This window comes from Kitasatospora sp. NPDC114501 (assembly GCF_055633695.1).
In genome coordinates, this window is record NZ_JBVKDS010000024.1 from 23411 (window position 1) to 40282 (window position 16872).

At 74.0% G+C, this 16872-nt stretch carries 14 protein-coding genes; 6 read left to right on the forward strand and 8 right to left on the reverse strand.

From position 1 onward, the window contains the following. The first annotated feature begins 143 nt into the window (after positions 1 to 143). Positions 144 to 1034, forward strand: a complete 891-nt coding sequence (locus ACZ7RU_RS34230) for an esterase/lipase family protein (RefSeq protein WP_470344938.1) — start codon at positions 144 to 146, stop codon at positions 1032 to 1034. Positions 1035 to 1154: 120 nt separating this feature from the next. On the opposite strand, the gene ACZ7RU_RS34235 is transcribed toward ACZ7RU_RS34230, so the two are convergent. Together ACZ7RU_RS34235 and ACZ7RU_RS34240 are read right to left on the reverse strand one after the other, a co-directional pair. Continuing rightward, a complete protein-coding gene (locus tag ACZ7RU_RS34235; protein WP_470344886.1) occupies positions 1155 to 1730 on the reverse strand; it encodes a HutD/Ves family protein in 576 nt (191 codons plus the stop codon). Between the two features lie 115 nt (positions 1731 to 1845). Next, positions 1846 to 3210 carry an MFS transporter gene (locus ACZ7RU_RS34240; protein ID WP_470344887.1) on the reverse strand — a complete coding sequence of 455 codons (1365 nt, stop codon included), beginning with the start codon at positions 3208 to 3210 and terminating at the stop codon, positions 1846 to 1848. 17 nt (positions 3211 to 3227) lie between these two features. Here ACZ7RU_RS34240 and ACZ7RU_RS34245 point away from each other — a divergent pair, with 17 nt between their 5' ends. Then, positions 3228 to 4508: an ROK family protein gene (locus ACZ7RU_RS34245; RefSeq protein WP_470344888.1), complete on the forward strand. Its 1281-nt coding sequence runs from the start codon at positions 3228 to 3230 to the stop codon at positions 4506 to 4508. 100 nt (positions 4509 to 4608) lie between these two features. Continuing rightward, a complete protein-coding gene (locus ACZ7RU_RS34250; RefSeq protein ID WP_470344889.1) occupies positions 4609 to 5727 on the forward strand; it encodes a PLP-dependent cysteine synthase family protein in 1119 nt (372 codons plus the stop codon). 43 nt (positions 5728 to 5770) lie between these two features. Here the strand turns inward: ACZ7RU_RS34250 and ACZ7RU_RS34255 are convergent, their stop codons facing one another. The 4 genes from ACZ7RU_RS34255 to mscL form a co-directional block, all read right to left on the reverse strand. Then, entirely contained in the window at positions 5771 to 8263 is a 2493-nt protein-coding gene (locus ACZ7RU_RS34255) for a right-handed parallel beta-helix repeat-containing protein (protein WP_470344890.1), read from the reverse strand. A 354-nt stretch (positions 8264 to 8617) separates the two neighbouring features. After that, positions 8618 to 9493, reverse strand: coding sequence for an MOSC domain-containing protein (locus ACZ7RU_RS34260; RefSeq protein ID WP_470344891.1), 876 nt, complete (start codon positions 9491 to 9493; stop codon positions 8618 to 8620). 199 nt (positions 9494 to 9692) lie between these two features. After that, positions 9693 to 10475 carry a DUF6643 family protein gene (locus tag ACZ7RU_RS34265; RefSeq protein WP_470344892.1) on the reverse strand — a complete coding sequence of 261 codons (783 nt, stop codon included), beginning with the start codon at positions 10473 to 10475 and terminating at the stop codon, positions 9693 to 9695. A gap of 395 nt (positions 10476 to 10870) precedes the next feature. Next, a complete protein-coding gene (gene mscL / locus ACZ7RU_RS34270; RefSeq protein WP_470344893.1) occupies positions 10871 to 11317 on the reverse strand; it encodes a large conductance mechanosensitive channel protein MscL in 447 nt (148 codons plus the stop codon). Positions 11318 to 12115: 798 nt separating this feature from the next. Between mscL and ACZ7RU_RS34275 the strand changes: the two genes are divergently transcribed. The 3 genes from ACZ7RU_RS34275 to ACZ7RU_RS34285 all read left to right on the forward strand — a co-directional run bounded on the left by ACZ7RU_RS34275 (position 12116) and on the right by ACZ7RU_RS34285 (position 14837). After that, a complete protein-coding gene (locus ACZ7RU_RS34275; RefSeq protein WP_470344894.1) occupies positions 12116 to 13042 on the forward strand; it encodes a glycosyltransferase family 4 protein in 927 nt (308 codons plus the stop codon). A gap of 129 nt (positions 13043 to 13171) precedes the next feature. Beyond that, positions 13172 to 13846 carry a thiol:disulfide interchange protein DsbA/DsbL gene (locus ACZ7RU_RS34280; protein WP_470344895.1) on the forward strand — a complete coding sequence of 225 codons (675 nt, stop codon included), beginning with the start codon at positions 13172 to 13174 and terminating at the stop codon, positions 13844 to 13846. Between the two features lie 115 nt (positions 13847 to 13961). Next, a complete protein-coding gene (locus ACZ7RU_RS34285) occupies positions 13962 to 14837 on the forward strand; it encodes an alpha/beta fold hydrolase (RefSeq protein WP_470344896.1) in 876 nt (291 codons plus the stop codon). A gap of 37 nt (positions 14838 to 14874) precedes the next feature. Here ACZ7RU_RS34285 and ACZ7RU_RS34290 read toward each other — a convergent pair whose 3' ends face one another. Then, entirely contained in the window at positions 14875 to 15624 is a 750-nt protein-coding gene (locus ACZ7RU_RS34290; RefSeq protein WP_470344897.1) for an SAM-dependent methyltransferase, read from the reverse strand. A gap of 43 nt (positions 15625 to 15667) precedes the next feature. Next, positions 15668 to 16816 carry a glycosyltransferase gene (locus tag ACZ7RU_RS34295; protein ID WP_470344898.1) on the reverse strand — a complete coding sequence of 383 codons (1149 nt, stop codon included), beginning with the start codon at positions 16814 to 16816 and terminating at the stop codon, positions 15668 to 15670. Positions 16817 to 16872: the final 56 nt, after the last annotated feature.

A 16872-nucleotide genomic window follows, 5' to 3' on the forward strand; every position in this document is an offset into this window, starting at 1 on the left:
TACCTGTTGGTAACAAACTTCCGCTGTGGAGGCAACAGTTGAGAACCCCACTTCTCCGCTTCTCCGCAACTCCCGTACGCGGCAGGGTCGGCGGCGCGCTGGGCGTGCTGCTGCTGGCCGGGGCGCTGGTGCTCGGTGCGACGGTGTCGCCGGCGGGCGCCGCCGCGTCCGCGTCCACGGTGTCCGGCGTGTCCGCCGCGTCCACGGTGTCTTCCGTGTCCGCTGTGTCCGCCGAACTGCCGCCCGACGGTGACACGGTGGCCTCGCCGCCCGGCGCCAACGACTGGACCTGCCGGCCGAGCGCTGCGCACCCCGACCCGGTGGTCCTGGTGCACGGCACCTTCGCCAACCGCTACGAGAACTGGCTGGCGCTCTCCCCGTTGCTGAAGAGCCTCGGGTACTGCGTCTTCGCCCTCGACTACGGGACCGTCCCCGGCGTCACCTCCAGCGGCAGCGGGCTCCTGCTGCCGATCGGCGGCCTCGGGCCGGTCCCGGAGTCGGCGGCCCGACTCGCCTGGTTCGTGGACCTGGTGCGGAACGCGACCGGGGCTGCCAAGGTCGACATCGTCGGGCACTCGCAGGGCGGCATGCTGCCGAACTACTACCTCAAGTTCCTCGGCGGTGGATCCAAGGTCGGCAGGCTGGTCGGGCTGGCGCCGTCCAACCACGGCACGACGCTCGACGGGATCACCAACCTGGTGCCCTACTTCCCGGGCGTCGCGGACCTGATCTTCACGGTCTGCCAGGCCTGCCGGGACCAGGCGGTGGGCTCCGACTTCAACAAGGTGATGGCCTCCCGGCCGGACACCGTGCCGGGCGTGAGCTACACGGTGGTCTCGACGGTCCTCGACGAGGTCGTCACCCCGTGGCGGACCCAGTTCCTCAGCGGCCCGGGCGTGGACAACGAGGTGGTGCAGGAGCACTGCCCGGTCTCGTTGGTGGAACACGTCGGGATCGCGTTCTCGCCGACGGCGCTGCACCTGGTGACCAACGCCCTGGACCCGGCGCACGCGACGCCGGTGTTCTGCGGCTGATGCGGTGACGGCGCTCCCGTCTCCGGTGGTCCGGGAGGCGGGAGCGCCGTCCTGTGTCGGTGCGTCGGAGCGTCGGTGCGCCGATGTGTCGGCTTCGGCGGGGCGCCGGTCTGTCGGCTGTCAGTGGGCGGCGGTGCGGAAGGTGACCACGGCGGTCGTGCCGTCCGGGTGCAGCTCGTACGCGCCCGAGCCGTCGATCAACGCGGCGTCGTAGCGGGTGAGTTCGACGCCGTTGAGGGTGGCGGTGCCGGCCAGGCAGACCAGGAGGGCGGTGCTCCCGTCCGGGACGCCGACCGTGGTGGGTGCGGTGGCCAGGTCCACCGTGGCCTCGACCCGCCCGCGGCGGGTCATCACGTTGAAGTCGACCACCGGGCCGGCCAGCAGGCGGCAGTCGGTGGTGGCGTCGCCGGAGAAGGCGAACGGCCGGAACGGCGCGTCCACCAGCCGCTCGGCGCCGTCGACGATGAGCGCCATGCCGGCGCCCTCGACCAGGGTGATCACCCGGTCGATCCCGGGGAACGGGGAGAACGGCCCGGCCGAGGCGACGTCCGCGAGGCTGACCCGCCAGTCGAAGGCGTCCAGTCCGGCTCCGGCCGGGAACCCGGCGACCTCCCTGGTCACCCCGCCCCCGTTGAGCCACGCCGTCGCCGGGCGCTCGCTCGCCCGCAGTACCTGGAAGCGTTCGCTGGTCGTCATGGCCCCGCATCCTGTCACACGACGGAGGACAGAGGACGGACGACAGCTAACAGATGACAGATTTCATCATCTGTTAGCTGTCATCTGTTACCTGTCGGCTGTCACCGGTCGTCCGTCATCTGTCGTCCGCCGTCCCGCCCCTGACCGCCAGCGGCAGCAGCGCCGCGACCGTGGCCGCCAGCGCGACCGTGGTGAGGGCCAGCGGCAGTCCGGCCGCGTCGGCGAGGAAGCCGATCACCACCGGGCCGATCAGCATCCCCCCGTACCCGAGCGAGGAGGCGAGCGCGACGCCCTGGGGTCCGCCGGCCGCGCCGGCCCGGGCGATGGCGAGCGGGAAGAGGTTGGCCAGGCCGAGGCCGACCAGGACGAACCCGCAGATCGCCACCGGTACCGCCGGTGCCAGGGCGGCGATCAGCATGCCGACCGCCGCCGTCAGCCCGCCCAGCAGCATCAGCCGGGTCTGGCCGAGCCTGATGGACAGCCAGGTGCCGCCGACCCGCCCGCCGGCCATCGCGAACGCGTACGCGCCGTACCCGGCGGCTGCCACCACGGAACTCGCATGGACGTCGTCGGTGAGGTGCAGGGTGGTCCAGTCGGCGATCGCGCCCTCGCCGTACGCGGTGCAGAGCGCGGTGAGGCCGAGCAGCAGGACGAGCAGCCGGGTGCGGGCACGACGGGCCGAGCCCGGGTCCGCCCCCGCCCTGCCGGACGTCTCCACCGGGCGGGCCGCACCACCCGCACCGCCCGCACGCCCCGAAGAGCCCGCCCGCCCCGGCGCACCTGTCCCGTCGGCCCGCCCCGGTACACCCGCACCGCCCGCACGCCCCGGCGCGTCCGGCGTCGCCGCCGGGCTGCGCAGCAGGACGACGCCCGCGCCGACGGTGACCGCCGCGCCCAGAGCGGCGCTGAGCGCGAGCGCCCACGCCGTGCTCAGCGGACCGGCGAGCAGGCCGCTGACGCCGGTGCCGGCCAGCCCGCCGAAGCTGTACCCGGCGTGGAAGCTGGGCATCACGGGCCGCCGCAGTTGCGCGACCAGGTCGACGGCGGCGCTGTTCATCGCGACGTTGGCCCCGCCGTACCCCGCGCCGAACAGCAGCAGCACCCCGCCGAGCGCGGTGACCGAGTGGGCGTGCGCGGGCAGCAGTACGGCGAGGCTGAGCAGGGCGAGCGAGCCGACGGTCACCGGGCGCGAGCCGTACCGCAGGCAGAGCCGGCCGACCGCCGGCATGGTGAGGACGGCGCCGACGGACAGGCAGAGCAGGGCGAGCCCGAGGGCGCTGTGCGAGGCGTCGACCTGACGGCGGATGTCCGGGATGCGGACGACCCAGGCGGCGAAGAGGAAGCCGTCGACGGCGAAGAACGCGGTGAGGGCGACACGTGCAGGACCCCAGGGGCTGTCGGTTGCCGGGGGTGTGCTGCGAGACTGGGGTGCGGGTTGGTGCGGGCGGGTGCGTGAAGCGATTTTGTTTCGAAGCGGCACAAAGTCACAATAGGGGCGTGCAGCTCTCACCATCAAGCCCGAGGCCCGGTACCGGGAACGACTCCGACGCGCAGCGCGACGGCCACCGCCGCGCGGCTCCCGACCGGGGCCGGACGCTGCTCGGTCCCGCGCTCTCCTTGATCCACACCGGTCAGACGCCGACCCGCTCGGCGCTCACCCGCGCGCTGGACGTCACCCGGGCCACCGCCGGCGCGGTCACCGCCGAGCTGGAGGCGCTCGGTCTGATCACCGTCGACTCGCGCCCGGCCGGCGGCGGTCGCGGCCGTCCCTCGCACCGGCTCGCGATCGACCCGCAGGGCCCGGTCGTGGTCGCCGGGCAGATCCACGCCGACGGACTGAGCGTCACCCTGGCCGGCCTCGGCGGGCTGCTCGACCCGCCCCTCCACCTGCCGCTGCCCGCCGCCACCGACCCGGTCCGGATGCTGCGCGCCGTCGCGGTGGCCGGTGCCGAGCTCGCCCGTGCGACCGACCGCCGCTGCCTGGCCGCCGCGCTCGCGCTGCCCAACCCGGTCACCGAGCCGGACGGCACCGCCCTCGCCGCTCTGCACTTCGCCTGGCCCAGCGGCACCCCGGTCGCCGACCTGTACGACGTCGAGGTCGGCCGCGCCGACCACGGCCCGAACGCGCTGCGCCCGCTGCCCACCGCGATCGCCAACGACGCCAACCTGGCCGCGCTCGCCGAGTACCGGCACGGCGCCGGCCGCGGCGCCCGCCACCTGCTCTTCGTCACCTCCGGCCACCGCGGCGTCGGCGGCGCCCTGGTCATCGACGGCCATCTGCACACCGGCAGCGCCGGCCTCGCCCTGGAGGTCGGCCACCTCACCGTCGACCCGCAGGGCCGCCCCTGCATGTGCGGAAACCGGGGCTGCCTCAACTCCGAGACCGATCCCGACGCGCTGTTCGCCGCCGCCGGGCTCACCCCGGAGCCGGGGCGCCCGCTGCTCGACCAGGCGCGCGAGCTGTGCCGGGCGGCCGCGACGGACGATCGGGCGCGGGCCGCGGTGGAGCACGTCATCGACCGGCTCGGGCTCGGCCTGGCGGGCGTCGCCAACATCCTCAACCCCGACCGGGTGGTCCTCAGCGGGCTGCACCTCCACCTGCTGGAGGCCGCGCCCGACCGGCTGCGGTCGGTGGTCGCCGAGCGCAGCCTGTGGGGGCGCAGCGGCCGGGTGCCGATCGTCGGCGCGGAGCTGGCGCACGGCGCGCTCGCGGGTGCGGCCGAGCTGGGCTGGGGCCCGTACCTGGCGGACCCGCAGTCGGTGCCGGTGCTGCCCTGAGGGGATAAGCGGAAGCTGGTGCTTCGGAAACGGTCACTTATCGTGACTCTCATACACTCGTAGTGAGCAGCGGGGGCCACCACGAGGGAGACAGCGACCAATGAGCACCCATCCCGGCATCGAGCCCACCGTTGACGTCGACCGCTCCGACCCGGAGTACCGCGTCTGGCTCAAGGAGGCGGTGCGCAGGGTCCAGGCCGACGCCAACCGCTCCGCCGACACCCACCTGCTGCGCTTCCCGCTGCCCGCGGAGTGGGGGATCGACCTCTACCTCAAGGACGAGTCCACCCACCCGACCGGCTCGCTCAAGCACCGTCTGGCCCGCTCGCTCTTCCTCTACGGGCTCTGCAACGGCTGGATCCGGCCCGGCAAGCCGGTGATCGAGGCCTCCAGCGGCTCCACCGCCGTCTCCGAGGCCTACTTCGCCCAGCTCATCGGCGTGCCCTTCATCGCGGTGATGGCCAAGAGCACCAGCCAGGCCAAGATCGACCTGATCCAGTTCCACGGCGGCGAGTGTCACCTGGTCGATCGTTCGGACGAGGTGTACGAGGCCTCCGCCCGGCTCGCCGAGGAGACCGGCGGGCACTACATGGACCAGTTCACCTACGCCGAGCGGGCCACCGACTGGCGCGGCAACAACAACATCGCCGAGTCGGTCTTCGCCCAACTGCGCCTGGAGCCGCACCCGGAGCCGGCCTGGATCGTGGCCACCGCCGGTACCGGAGGCACCTCGGCGACCATCGCCCGGTTCGTCCGCTACATGCAGTACGACACCCGGATCTGCGTCGCGGACCCGGAGAACTCCTGCTTCTTCGACGGCTGGGTGCGCCACGACCCGGAGGCCGTCTGCGAGAGCGGCTCGCGGATCGAGGGCATCGGACGGCCGCGGATGGAGCCGAGCTTCGTCCCGGGGGCGATCGACCGGATGATGAAGGTGCCGGACGCCGCGTCGATCGCCGCCGTGCGGGTGCTGGAGCGGGTGCTCGGCAAGAAGGCGGGCGCCTCCACCGGGACGGGCCTCTGGAGCGCGCTGCGCATCGTCGCCGAGATGCGGGAGGCCGGACGGACGGGCAGCGTGGTCGGCCTGATCTGCGACCCGGGGGACCGCTACCTGGACAAGTACTACTCGGACGACTGGCTGGCGGGCGAGCGGATCGACATCGCGCCCTACCGGGCGGCGCTGGAGTCCTTCTTGGCCGGTGGCGCCTGGACGGGCTGACCCGACGGCCCGTCGCCGCAGCCGGGTCCCCCGGCCGGCGGCCCTACGGCAGCGGCACCGTCGGCAGGTCGGCCGGGACGAGCAGCTGAAGCTCCTCCGTGGACGGGTCCGCGAGGTGGGCGATCCGGACGGCGTGCCGCTCGACCATGGTCTCGAAGACCTGTCGCGCGGTGCGCCCGTTGCCGAAGTTGGGTCCGCGCTCCAGCCCGCCGAAGTGCTCCAGCAGCGCCTGCTCGGCGTCCGCGGAGAGCGCGTACTCGTGCTCGGCGCACTGCGCCCGGGCGATCTCCAGCAGCTCGTCCGCCGAGTAGTCGGGGAACCCGATGGTGCGTGAGAAGCGGGACGAGACACCGGGGTTGGCGGAGAGGAAGCGCTCCATCTCGGCGGTGTAGCCCGCCACGATGACGACCACCTCGTCCCGGTGGTCCTCCATCAGCTTGACCAGGGTGTCGATCGCCTCGCGTCCGAAGTCCCGCGCCCCGTCCTCGGGTGCGAGGGCGTACGCCTCGTCGATGAAGAGCACCCCGCCGCGGGCCCGGTCGAAGGCGGCCGCGGTACGGATCGCGGTGGAGCCGATGTGCTCGCCGACCAGGTCCACCCGGGCCACCTCGACGAGGTGTCCGCGCTGGAGCACCCCGAGCGAGGCGAGGATCTCGCCGTAGAGCCGGGCGACGGTGGTCTTCCCGGTGCCCGGTGCCCCGGTGAAGACCAGGTGCCGGCGCAGCGAGGGCGCCTTGAGCCCGGCCTGGCGGCGGCGCCGGCCGACCGAGATCAGGTCGATCAGCGTGCGCACCTCCTGCTTCACCGTGGCCAGCCCGACCAGGGCGTCCAGCTCGGCGAGCGCCTCGTCGGCCGGTCGGCAGTCCGGGATCGGCGAGATCGCCGAGGACGTTGCCGCGGAAGGTGCCAACACCTTGGCGGCGGAGGCCAGTTGGGCCGCTCGCGGCGCAGGCACGTCGGTGGGACCGAACGGGGAGCCCAGCCCCGGGCCGCGCCGCCCGGACGCCGGCCCCAGCCCGGGCCCCGCCCCGCCACCGGGGGGAGCGGTCGGCGCCGGAGCGGCCGCGACGTCGTCCGAGATGCACCCCTCCGTGACCGGACCCGGCTCGGAGAACTCGAACCCGGCCCGCTGGTTGTGCTCCGCCCGGCACCGGGTGAGCTGGGTCCGGCAGCCGTCGATGATGTGGAAGCCGAAGCCCTTGCCCTGGGAGACCCGGCAGTCCTCGAAGGTGCCCCGCCCCTGCGCTGACACGTACACCCCGGCGTCCGTGCTGGCCCGTACGGTGCAGTCGCGCAGCACCGGGTCGGCGCCCTTGGTGACGATCACGCCGGTGGCCACGTCGGAGATCTCGCAGTCGGTGAGCAGCCCGCCGCTGCCGTGGTCGCGGAACCAGAGCCCGGTGCCCGCCTCCTGCACCCGGCAGGAGGCGAGGGAGACGGTGGCCCCGCCGCTGACCGAGACCGCCGAGCTGCGGATCCGGCTGAACGAGCAGCCCTCGGCGGTGGCGGCGGAGTCCCGGTCGAGGACGAACAGGGCGTCCGGCAGGTCGTGCAGCGAGCAGTCGGTGAGGGTCAGCCGGGCGCCGTCGCTGACCCACAGCGCCGGGTACTCGCCGGTCGACCCGTGGATCTGGCAGGACTCGGCGACGGCCTCGGTGCCCTGGTCCCAGACCGACAGCGCCCCGCGCCCGAAGTCCCGGACGGTGCTGTGCACCAGGCTCAGCCGGGCGCGTCCGCGCAGGTCGGCGCCGTTCTCGGGCAGGTCGTGCACCCGGCAGCCGGTGAGCACCAGCTCCGCCTCGCCGTCCAGGGTCAGCCCGTTGCCGGTGACCCGGTGGATGTCGCAGTCGACCAGCCGCCCGCCCGCGTGCGCCTCGGCCTGCACGCCGCTGCCGCGGATCTCGTAGATCTCGCAGCCCGTCAGTTCGGCCGCGCTGCCGGGGTCGGAGAGCAGGACGCCGGCGCCGGAGGCGTGGTGGACGCGGCAGCGGTCCAGGGCCGCGGTGGCGCCGCCGAGGACGGCCAGTCCGGCCTGCCCGGCGGCGGCGACCTCGCAGTCCTCGAAGGCGGCGGCGGTGTCCGCGCCGCGCAGCCGCAGTCCGAGCCCGCCCGGGTTGGTGACCACGCAGCCGCGCAGGGTCGGCCGGGCGCCGCCGGTGACCTCGACGCCGGTGGCCGAGCGGGTCTCGATCCGGCAGCCGCTGAAGGCGGGTGCCGCCTCCGGCCCGGTGATCAGTACGGCCGGGGTGGAGCTGTCGCCGCCCTCGACCACCAGGTCGCGCACGGTCGCGGCGGCGGTCACGGTGAGCGCCACCCCGGAGGGCGGGTCGATCCGGACCGTCCCCGGGCCCTGGGCCGGGACGATCGTCACCGGCTTGTCCAGCAGCACGTTCTCCCGGAAGGTGCCCGGCCGCACGGTCACGGTGTCGCCCGGTTCGGCGGCGGCCAGGGCCTCCGCGAGCGTGTCGTACTCGCCCGCGCGGCGACGCCAGCGGGATGCGCTGTCCTGGGTGACCCGGACCCTGTGCTCAGCCATGACGGTCTGTCGTCCCCACCTTCGTCGAGCCGGCGATCATCGGGCCGAACGCGCGGGGGTGCGCGGGCCGTCCGCCCACCGTAGCGCGCCCACGTGGGTGGTCCGGCCGCCCGCGGTCGCGCGGACACCGGTAGCGCTCAACGCCGCCACAGGTTCCGACCACTTGTTTCAACGAGCGCGCACAGCGGTGGTTCCGTGCGGGACGCGCCGGTTCCAGCGCTCGGAACGCGATGAGCGCGGCTCCGCGGGCCGGTGCGCCCCGCCGTCCGGCACGAGTCGTCGGCGGGGCGACCGGCGCGGTTGCGGCCGGGGCGGGAGGCGGCACGTGCGGTACTTCGCCCCCGCCCCGAGCGATCAGTGCCCGTCGGCGGGCCAGTGCGCCCCGTCCTCCAGGACCTCGACCTCGTCGCCCAGCCGCAGCGTGCCGAGCGCGTCGCCGTCGACGCCGACCGGCCGCTCGGGGATCAGGTTCTGCCCGAACGCGGCCTTGCGCAGCAGCCGGTGGTGCCGGGCCAGGGTCCGCAGCGGCTCCTTGCCGCGCCGCTCGCCGGTCTCCGGGTCGAGGGTGGTGACCACGCAACGGCCGCAGGGCTTGACCACCTTGAAGATGACCGAGCCGATCCGGATCCGGCGCCAGGTGTCCTCGGCCCACGGCTCGGCCCCGCCGACCACCACGCTCGGGCGGAAGCGCTCCATCGGCAGGGGCTCGTGCTCCTCCGGATCCTCGGCGGCGATCAGCTCGTTGAGCCGGTCCAGCGAGGCGGTGGTGGTGAGCAGCAGCGGGAAGCCGTCGGCCATCGAGACGGAGTCGCCGGGCTCGCTGTAGTCGGGGTCGACCGGTCGGGCGCGCGGGTCGTCCAGGTGCACCAGGCGGTAGTCGCCGAGGTGTTCGGCGATCCACTGGTGGGCTTCCTTGGCGGCCTCCGCTGCGTGGAAGCGGGTGCCCCACACCTCGACGTCGGTGAGCGGGTCGCCGGCCGCGACGGCGGGGGCGGCGACCTCGATCCGGGAGCCGTCGGGGGCGGTCAGGGTGAGCACGCCGTCGGGCAGCAGCCCGGCCCGGATCTGTCCGAGGGCCGGGTTCTCCCGCTGGCTGACGAAGCGGCCGGTCGGGTCGGCGAGCATCCAACGGCGGTCTCCGGCCAGACCCCAGGGTTGGACCACTGCGGAGTCAGGGCTCAGGCGGTACATCGACTTGACGGGGTAGACATGGAGTCCGGTGAGCTGCATCCCCCCATCCTGCCAGCCGCCCCCGGCCCACCGGCAGGCCCCCGGATGCGCACGGACCGCCCGGCACGCCGTGGGGGGCGTGCCGGGCGGTCCGTGGATGACCCGTTTCTCCGTTCGCCCGGCGTACGGGGGGCGCCGGGTGCTGCTCAGGTGGTGCGGGTGCGGGCCGCGTGGGGGGCGGCCTCGGGGTGACGGTGGCTCAGTAGCCCTGGCCCTGCTGCTGGTAGCCCCCCTGGAACTGGCCGGGTTCGCCGTACTGGCCCGGGCGCTGCGGCTGCGTCGGGCGGACCGGTGCGACCGGCGCCATGGCCGGGCGCAGCTGGGCGCCGCCGAAGGACTGGTCGCCGCCCTGGCCCTGGAAGCCGGGGCCGCCGGCGGCGGTCGGACCGCCGAAGGACTGCTGGCCGCCGAAGCCCTGCGGACCGGTGGGCTGGCCCTGGCCGAAACCGCCCGGGCCGCCGGCCGGCTGCGCGCCGAAGGTCTGCTGGCCGCCCTGGGCGCCGATGAAGGTGTTCTGGCCGCCGAAGCTCTGGCCGCCGGACGGCTGGTAGCCGCCGCCGTTGGTCTGGGCGAAGGACGGGGTGCCGGGCTGCGGTCGCTGGTACGGCTGGGGGGCGCCGTAGCCGGGGACCGAGGGTTGGGGGGCGGCGTACGCCGGCGCGGGCTGCGCGGGGATGTACGCCGTGGCGGGGCCGGCGGACGGACCGCTGCTCGGGCCGGGGCCCAGAGCGAGGCGGGCGGGCGGCAGCGCGGGGAGGTTGCTGCCTGCACTCTCGTACCCGTTGCCGTAGCGGTTCTCGTAGGACTGGCCGAGGCCGGATCCGTAACCGGACGACAGTGCCGGCGGCAGGGCGGCCGGAACGTTGATGGGTGCGATCTGGGGGACGCCGCGCTCAGCCACGAGGCTGTCGTAAATCGGCGTGCCGGAGGAGAAGGACGGAGAGGGGTAGCCGACTCCGTCGTAGGAGCGGGGCGAGGTCATGGGGCATACGGTAAGCCCACAACGCGCCTGCTGAGGAGAGCGGGAGGGGGAGCAGTTCGAGTGTTTACACAGTCTTCGCTCGCACAAAGGTTTCGAAAGTAGTAAAGACGGACATTCCGGCGTCGGGTTCCGGACAACCTTGGCGCTCCGTCAGTGATCGAACAGCAGCCGGACGGAGCCTCCGGAAGGCCTTGGGGTGTCCGGTCGGTGGACGGTCGGGGGCCTTGCGGAGAAACTTTTCCCGGCCGGGCGTGCGCGGGCGCATTCGAGCCCCCGCCGGGGAGGCGACGGGGGCTCGTGAATGTTTCGGGAATAAAATTCCCGTCAGTTCTCCGGGCGTTCCGTTCAGGCCTGTGACCTGCGCCGTCGGCCCGGTGGCGGCCCGGTGCCGGCGGTCAGTGCGACTGCAGCGCCTGGGCCTGCGCGGGCAGGCCCGGCTTGCCGATCTCGGAGGTGCAGAAGGAGCACCGGGTCGCGGCGGCCGGGATGGAGCTCAGGCACTCCGGGCAGTCCACCTTCGCGGCCGGCACGGGCTTGGCCGATTCGAAGCGGGACTGGAGCTTGCCGACCGGCAGCACCACGGCGAAGTAGATGACGGCGGCGGTCAGCACGAAGCCGATGGCCGCGTTGACGAAGACGCCGTACGGGAACCGGGTGCCGGCCACGTCGAAGGTCTTCTGGCTGAAGTCGCCGACGGCACCGGACGCGACGCCGACCAGCGGGGTGAGGAAGGCGCTGACGAACCCGGTGACGACGGCGGTGAAGGCCGCGCCGATCACGATGCCGACCGCGAGGTCCACCACGTTGCCGCGCAGCAGGAAGCTGCGGAATCCCTTGAACACCGGGTGACTCCAAATCCGTACGGGGGAGGGGAAGATGGGGCGGCACGGCGGGTGCCGCCCCGGCCGGACATCCTGCCGAGCGGCCGGGGCCGAGGTCCAACCGCGTTCACCCGCACGGGTAACCGCCACCGGCGCCGGCGCTCGGCGGCCGGGCGTGGCGCGGGCGCTCCGCGTACCGGCCTTTCGGCGGTCGAACATACGGCCCGAATCGACGGTGTGACACCGCACTTGACACCGGCATGCGCCGGTCCGGAGCGGCGCCGACCCGGCGCGACGGGGTGGACCGGAGCGCGGCAGGGGGCGAGGCGGGGCGCGTGGCGGTCGCATCCGGCGCACGACGGCGGCCCGGTGGCGCACATCCGGTGTACGGGCGCGGGCGGATGGGCCACCATCAGGTTGCGCGAAGGGGATGTACCGGACGGAGCACTGTGCCAAGGTCGGTCCATGCCCGACCATTTGTCGGCCGATCCGGCCGGAAACCGTCCGCGTGTCCTGCATCTGATCAGCGACTCACGCCGTGGCGGAGCACAGAACTTCGCCCGTGACCTCCACCGGGAACTGGGCCGCCGGGGGCAGCCCTCCGCGCTGTGCGCCCTCGCCCCGCATCCGGCGGTCCGGTTCGGCCCCGTCGGGGTGGGCCCGGATTCCACAGGCCTGGGTTCCCCGGGCCCGGATCCCGAGGGGCCGGCTCCCACGGGCCCGCGCTGCGCAGGTGCGGATTCCCCGGGGCCCGATTCCGGGGCCGCGCGCCGGGCCCCTGCCGACTGCTCGGCCGCCTCCGGGCTGCGCTCCGCCGCCGTGTTGGGCCCCGGCCGACTTCACCCGAGCACCCTGCGGGCGCTGCGCTCCGCCGCGCGCGCCGCCGACGTGGTGCTCGCCCACGGCTCGGACACCCTGGCCGCCTGCGCCCTCGCCCTGGCCGGCACCGGAACGCCCTTCGTCTACGTCTCGGTCGGGCACCCGCGCTACTGGACCGCCAACCGGCTGCGCCGGGTGCGCGGCGGCGCGCTGATGCATCGCGCGGCCGCCGTCACCACGCTCACCGACGAGGCGCGCGTCGTCCTGGAGGAGCAGTTCCGGCTGCCCGACGGCAAGGTCCACGTGATCCCCAACTCCCGTGCCGCCGAGAGCTATCCGCCCGCCGACGGCCGGGACGACCGGCGAGCCGCACGGCACGCGCTGGGCCTGCCGGCCGATGTGCTGCTGGTCGCCTGGATCGGGGCGATAGCTCCGGAGAAGCGGCTCGACCTCGCCCTCGACGTGCTCGACCGGCTGCCCGACGTCCGGCTGGCCGTGGCCGGGGACGGGCCGCTGCGCGAGACGCTGGCCCGCCACCCGGCCGCCGCCCGGGCCCACTTCCTCGGCCCGCTGCCCGACCCGGCCCCGCTCTACCGGGCCGCCGACGCCCTGCTGCTGACCAGCGACAGCGAGGGCGTGCCCGGAGCGCTGATCGAGGCGGCACTGGCCGGGGTGCCCGCCGTGGCGACCGACGTCGGCTGGGTGCGCGAGGTGGTCCGGGACGGCGCCACCGGCGCGCTGGTCGCCCCCGGGGACCCGCTCGCCCTCGCGGAGGCGCTGGGCAAGGTGCTCGCGGTCAACCGGGCGGGCCTCGGCGCGGCGGCCCGGGCGCACGCGCTGGCGCACTTCGAGGTGGGCGCCGTCGTGGACGCCTGGCAGCGACTGGTCACCGAGGTGTGGACGGCGGGCACCGAGAGCGCCGACTGACCGCGTCGACCCCGCCGGGGTGGTCCGCCTCGTCCGCGGGCGCGGCCGGTTGCGCCGTTCGGGCGAATCCGGCCCGGCCGTGCGTTGGCAACCGGTCGGTAACGAACCGCCGCCAGCACACTGCCCGGTGTGAACTCGAAGTCTCTCCTGCGGTCCACCGTTCTGCTCGCCGTCACCGTCGGGATCGCCGCGTCCCCCGTCCAGGCTGGCGCGATGACCCACCAAGTTCCCTCCGAGGGCGCCAAGTTCGTGAAGCTCGACCATCCGCAACCGGTCCGCGAGAGCGCCCGGACCGAGGCGGTCGAGTTCTTCTGGTACGACTGCGGCCACTCCCAGGCACTCGAACAGCCCTTGCAGGCCTGGGCGGAGAAGCACCGCGCCGATGTCGCGCTGCACCGCATCCCGGCCATCTGGCCCGGCAGCCGGGAGGAGGCCGTACAGCGCGGCCACGCCCGGCTGTACTACACGCTGGAGCGCCTCGGGCTGGTCGACCGCCTCCAGGCCGGCGTCTTCCGCGCCGTGCACAACGAGGGGCTCGACCTCACGACCGAGGCCACCGCCACCAAGTGGGCCGCGCGCCACGGCGTCGACGCCCGGACGTTCGGCCGGACGTACCGCTCCGCCGCGGTGGCCCAGTCGGTCGAGGACGCCGCCGCCGCCTTCACCCGCTACGGCATCAACGAGCTGCCGACGGTCATCGTCCAGGGCGAGTACCGCACTTCGCCGACCCAGGCCGGAGGGGTCGAGGCGATGCCCGAGGTGCTCGACCACCTGGTGCGGCAGGAGCAGGCGAAGAACCACTGAGAGCGCTCCGGCGCTCGCGGTGACGGCGGATCAGCTCGCTCATGTGTCCCACCGGGCAGGCCTGTTGTCCGGCAAATGCCTTGCCTAACCGTTCAGATGCTGTTTAATGGTTAGCATGAGCGAGCTGACGATCCCGCACGTCCACCACCGCCACGTCGACGTCAACGGCCTGCGCGTCTTCTACCGCGAAACCGGCCCGGCCGACGCCCCCGTGCTCCTGTTGCTGCACGGCTTCCCGTCCGCCTCCCACCAGTACGCCCGGCTGCTCGACGCGCTCGGCACCCGCTACCGCCTGATAGCCCCCGACTATCCCGGCTTCGGCCACAGCGACAGCCCCGCGCCCGACGCCTTCACGTACCGCTTCGAGACCCTCGCCGACGTGGTCGAGGGCTTCTGCCTCACCCTCGGCCTGGACCGCTTCGCGCTGTACGTCTTCGACTTCGGCGCCCCCGTCGGCCTGCGCCTGGCCACCCGGCACCCGGAGTGGATCACCGGCCTGGTGGTCCAGAACGGCAACGCCTACGAGGAGGGGCTGTCCGACCAGGCGCGGGAGTTCATCGCCAACAGGCGTGGTGTGCCGGGCGCCGAGCAGGTCGCCCGCTCGATCCTCACGCCGGACGTCACCCGCGCCCAGTACGAGGGCGGAACCGGTGATCCGAGCCTGGTCGCCCCCGACGGCTGGACGCTCGACCAGCACTTCCTCGACCTGCCCGGCCGCAAGGACATCCAGGTCGAACTCGCCCTCGACTACTTCTCCAACGTCGAGCTATACCCCGACTGGCAGGCCTGGCTGCGCGCCGACCAGCCGCCCACGCTGGTGCTCTGGGGAGTGGGCGACCCGTTCTTCACCGAGGCCGGCGCCCGTGCCTACCTGCGCGACCTGCCCGGGGCCGAGCTGCACCTGTTCGACACCGGGCACTTCGCACTGGAGGAGAAGCTGGCCGAAATCGCGCCGCTGATCGACGACTTCCTCGCTCGGGCCGTTAAGTAGCCGATCGACAAGGTGAGTTCGCCCGGTCCGGCCGATTTCAGTCGCGGCGCAGCAGGTACGTGACGAAGCCGAACGTCCCCCGGTAGCCGCGCAGCCACTCGGTGCGGTGCCGGTCCGCGGCCTCCCGGGCGTCCGCCGCGTCCGGGTGGTCCGGGTGCTCCAGCGCCCACTCGGCCAACGAGCCCGTCCAGGAGAACTCGTAGTCGTCCCACTCCTGTTCGCTGCTGACGTACCCGAACACGGGCGTCCAGCCGTCCGCCTGGATCCGGTCGGTGGTCGTCGCCAGGTCCGCGTAGTCCTCCCGCGCCGTCCCGCCCAGCCCGTCCAGCGCCGCCTGCGAGGGCTCGCGCTGCCAGAAACCCTCGCCGACCAGCAACCGGCCGCCCGGGGCCAGGTGTTCGCGGGCCGCGGCGAGCGTCGGCAGCAGACCGCCGAAGGCGTGGGTGGCGCCGACGCACAGCACCAGGTCGAAGGGCTCGCGCGCGGTGAACTTCCGTGCGTCCAGGTGGTGCAGACCGATCCGGCGGACCACACCGAGCGCCGTCGCCGCCTCCCGGGCCTTGGTCAGCGCCGCCGCGTCCAGGTCCACACCCACCGCACGCCAGCCCGGGTTGGCCGCCAGGGCCCGGAGCAGCCAGGCGCCCTCACCGCAACCGAGGTCCAGGGCCCGGCCCTGCTCCGTCCCGGCCGTGGCGCGGTCCAGCAGGCGGGCCACCGCCTCGTCCGTCAGCGGAGCCGCGATCGGGTGGTGGGCATGGGCAAGGCGGGAGATCTGCTGACGGTCCATCCGAGCAGTATGGATCCGGTCGGCCCGTCGCGCAGGGGGTTTTTCAGGCCCCGGAGTACGTCCGGCCCTTCCACGCCGCGCCCCGGCCGCGCCAGTGCTGCACCGCCGAGTCGACCGTCATCAACAGGTACAGCCCCGCGGTGAACGGCAGCAGCAGGACGGCCGCGGCCGGCTGCCCGTAGTAGCGGACCATCGGCAGGTACGTGCCCGCCATCAGCGCCCACGCCGCCCCGCCCGCGGCCGCCACCGCCGGCGCCCCCGCCACCAGCCCGGCCACCGTCGCCACCGGCGGCACCAGGTACACCAGTCCCAGCCCCAGCACCGTCCCGAGCAGCAGCAGCGGCGAGTGCCTGAGCTGGGCGTACGCGCTGCGCGACACCATCCGCCACAGCTGCTCCAGCCGCGGGTACGGGCGCACGCTGTCCACCTCGCCGGCCAGGCCCAGCCAGGTCCGGCCGCCGGTGGACTTGACCGCGCGGGCCAGCGACACGTCGTCGATCACCGCGCCCCGGATCGCCGCCACCCCGCCCGCCCGCTCCAGCGCCTCGCGCCGCACCAGCGAGCAGCCGCCGGCCGCGGCCGCCGTCCGGGCCCCCGGACGGTTGCTCCGGCGGAACGGGTACAGCTGGGCGAAGAAGTACACGAAGGCCGGCACGACCAGCCGCTCCCAGCCGGTCTCCACCCGTAGCCGGGCCATCTGGGACACGAGGTCCAGCCCGTTGCTCTCGGCGGCGGCCACCAGCTCGGCCAGCGAGTCCGGGCCGTGCGCGATGTCGGCGTCCGTCAGCAGCAGGTACTCGACGTCCGGACCGGCCAGCGCCACGCCGTGCCGCAGCGCCCACAGCTTGCCGGTCCAGCCCGGCGGCAGCGGGGGAGGAGTGGTGACGGTCAGCTCCAGTCCGTCGATCGTCCGCAGCTCGGCCGCCAGCGCGCCGGTGCCGTCCGAACTGTGGTCGTCCACCAGGATCACCCGGGCCTGCCCCGGGTACTTCTGCGCGAGCAGCGTCGGCAGGCTCACCGGGAGCACCGACGCCTCGTCCCGGGCCGGCACCACGATCGCCGCCCGTGGCCAGCGAACCGGCGGACGACGCGGCGGCAGCCGTACGTCGGTGCGCCAGAACGAGCCGTGGCAGCACGCCAGCCAGAGCCAGACCAGCAGGGAGAACGCGGCGATCCACAGCAGGACGGTCACGTCGGCAGTCTGCCGCAGAACCGGGCCGGGTGGGCGGATCGACTAAAGTCTTGACC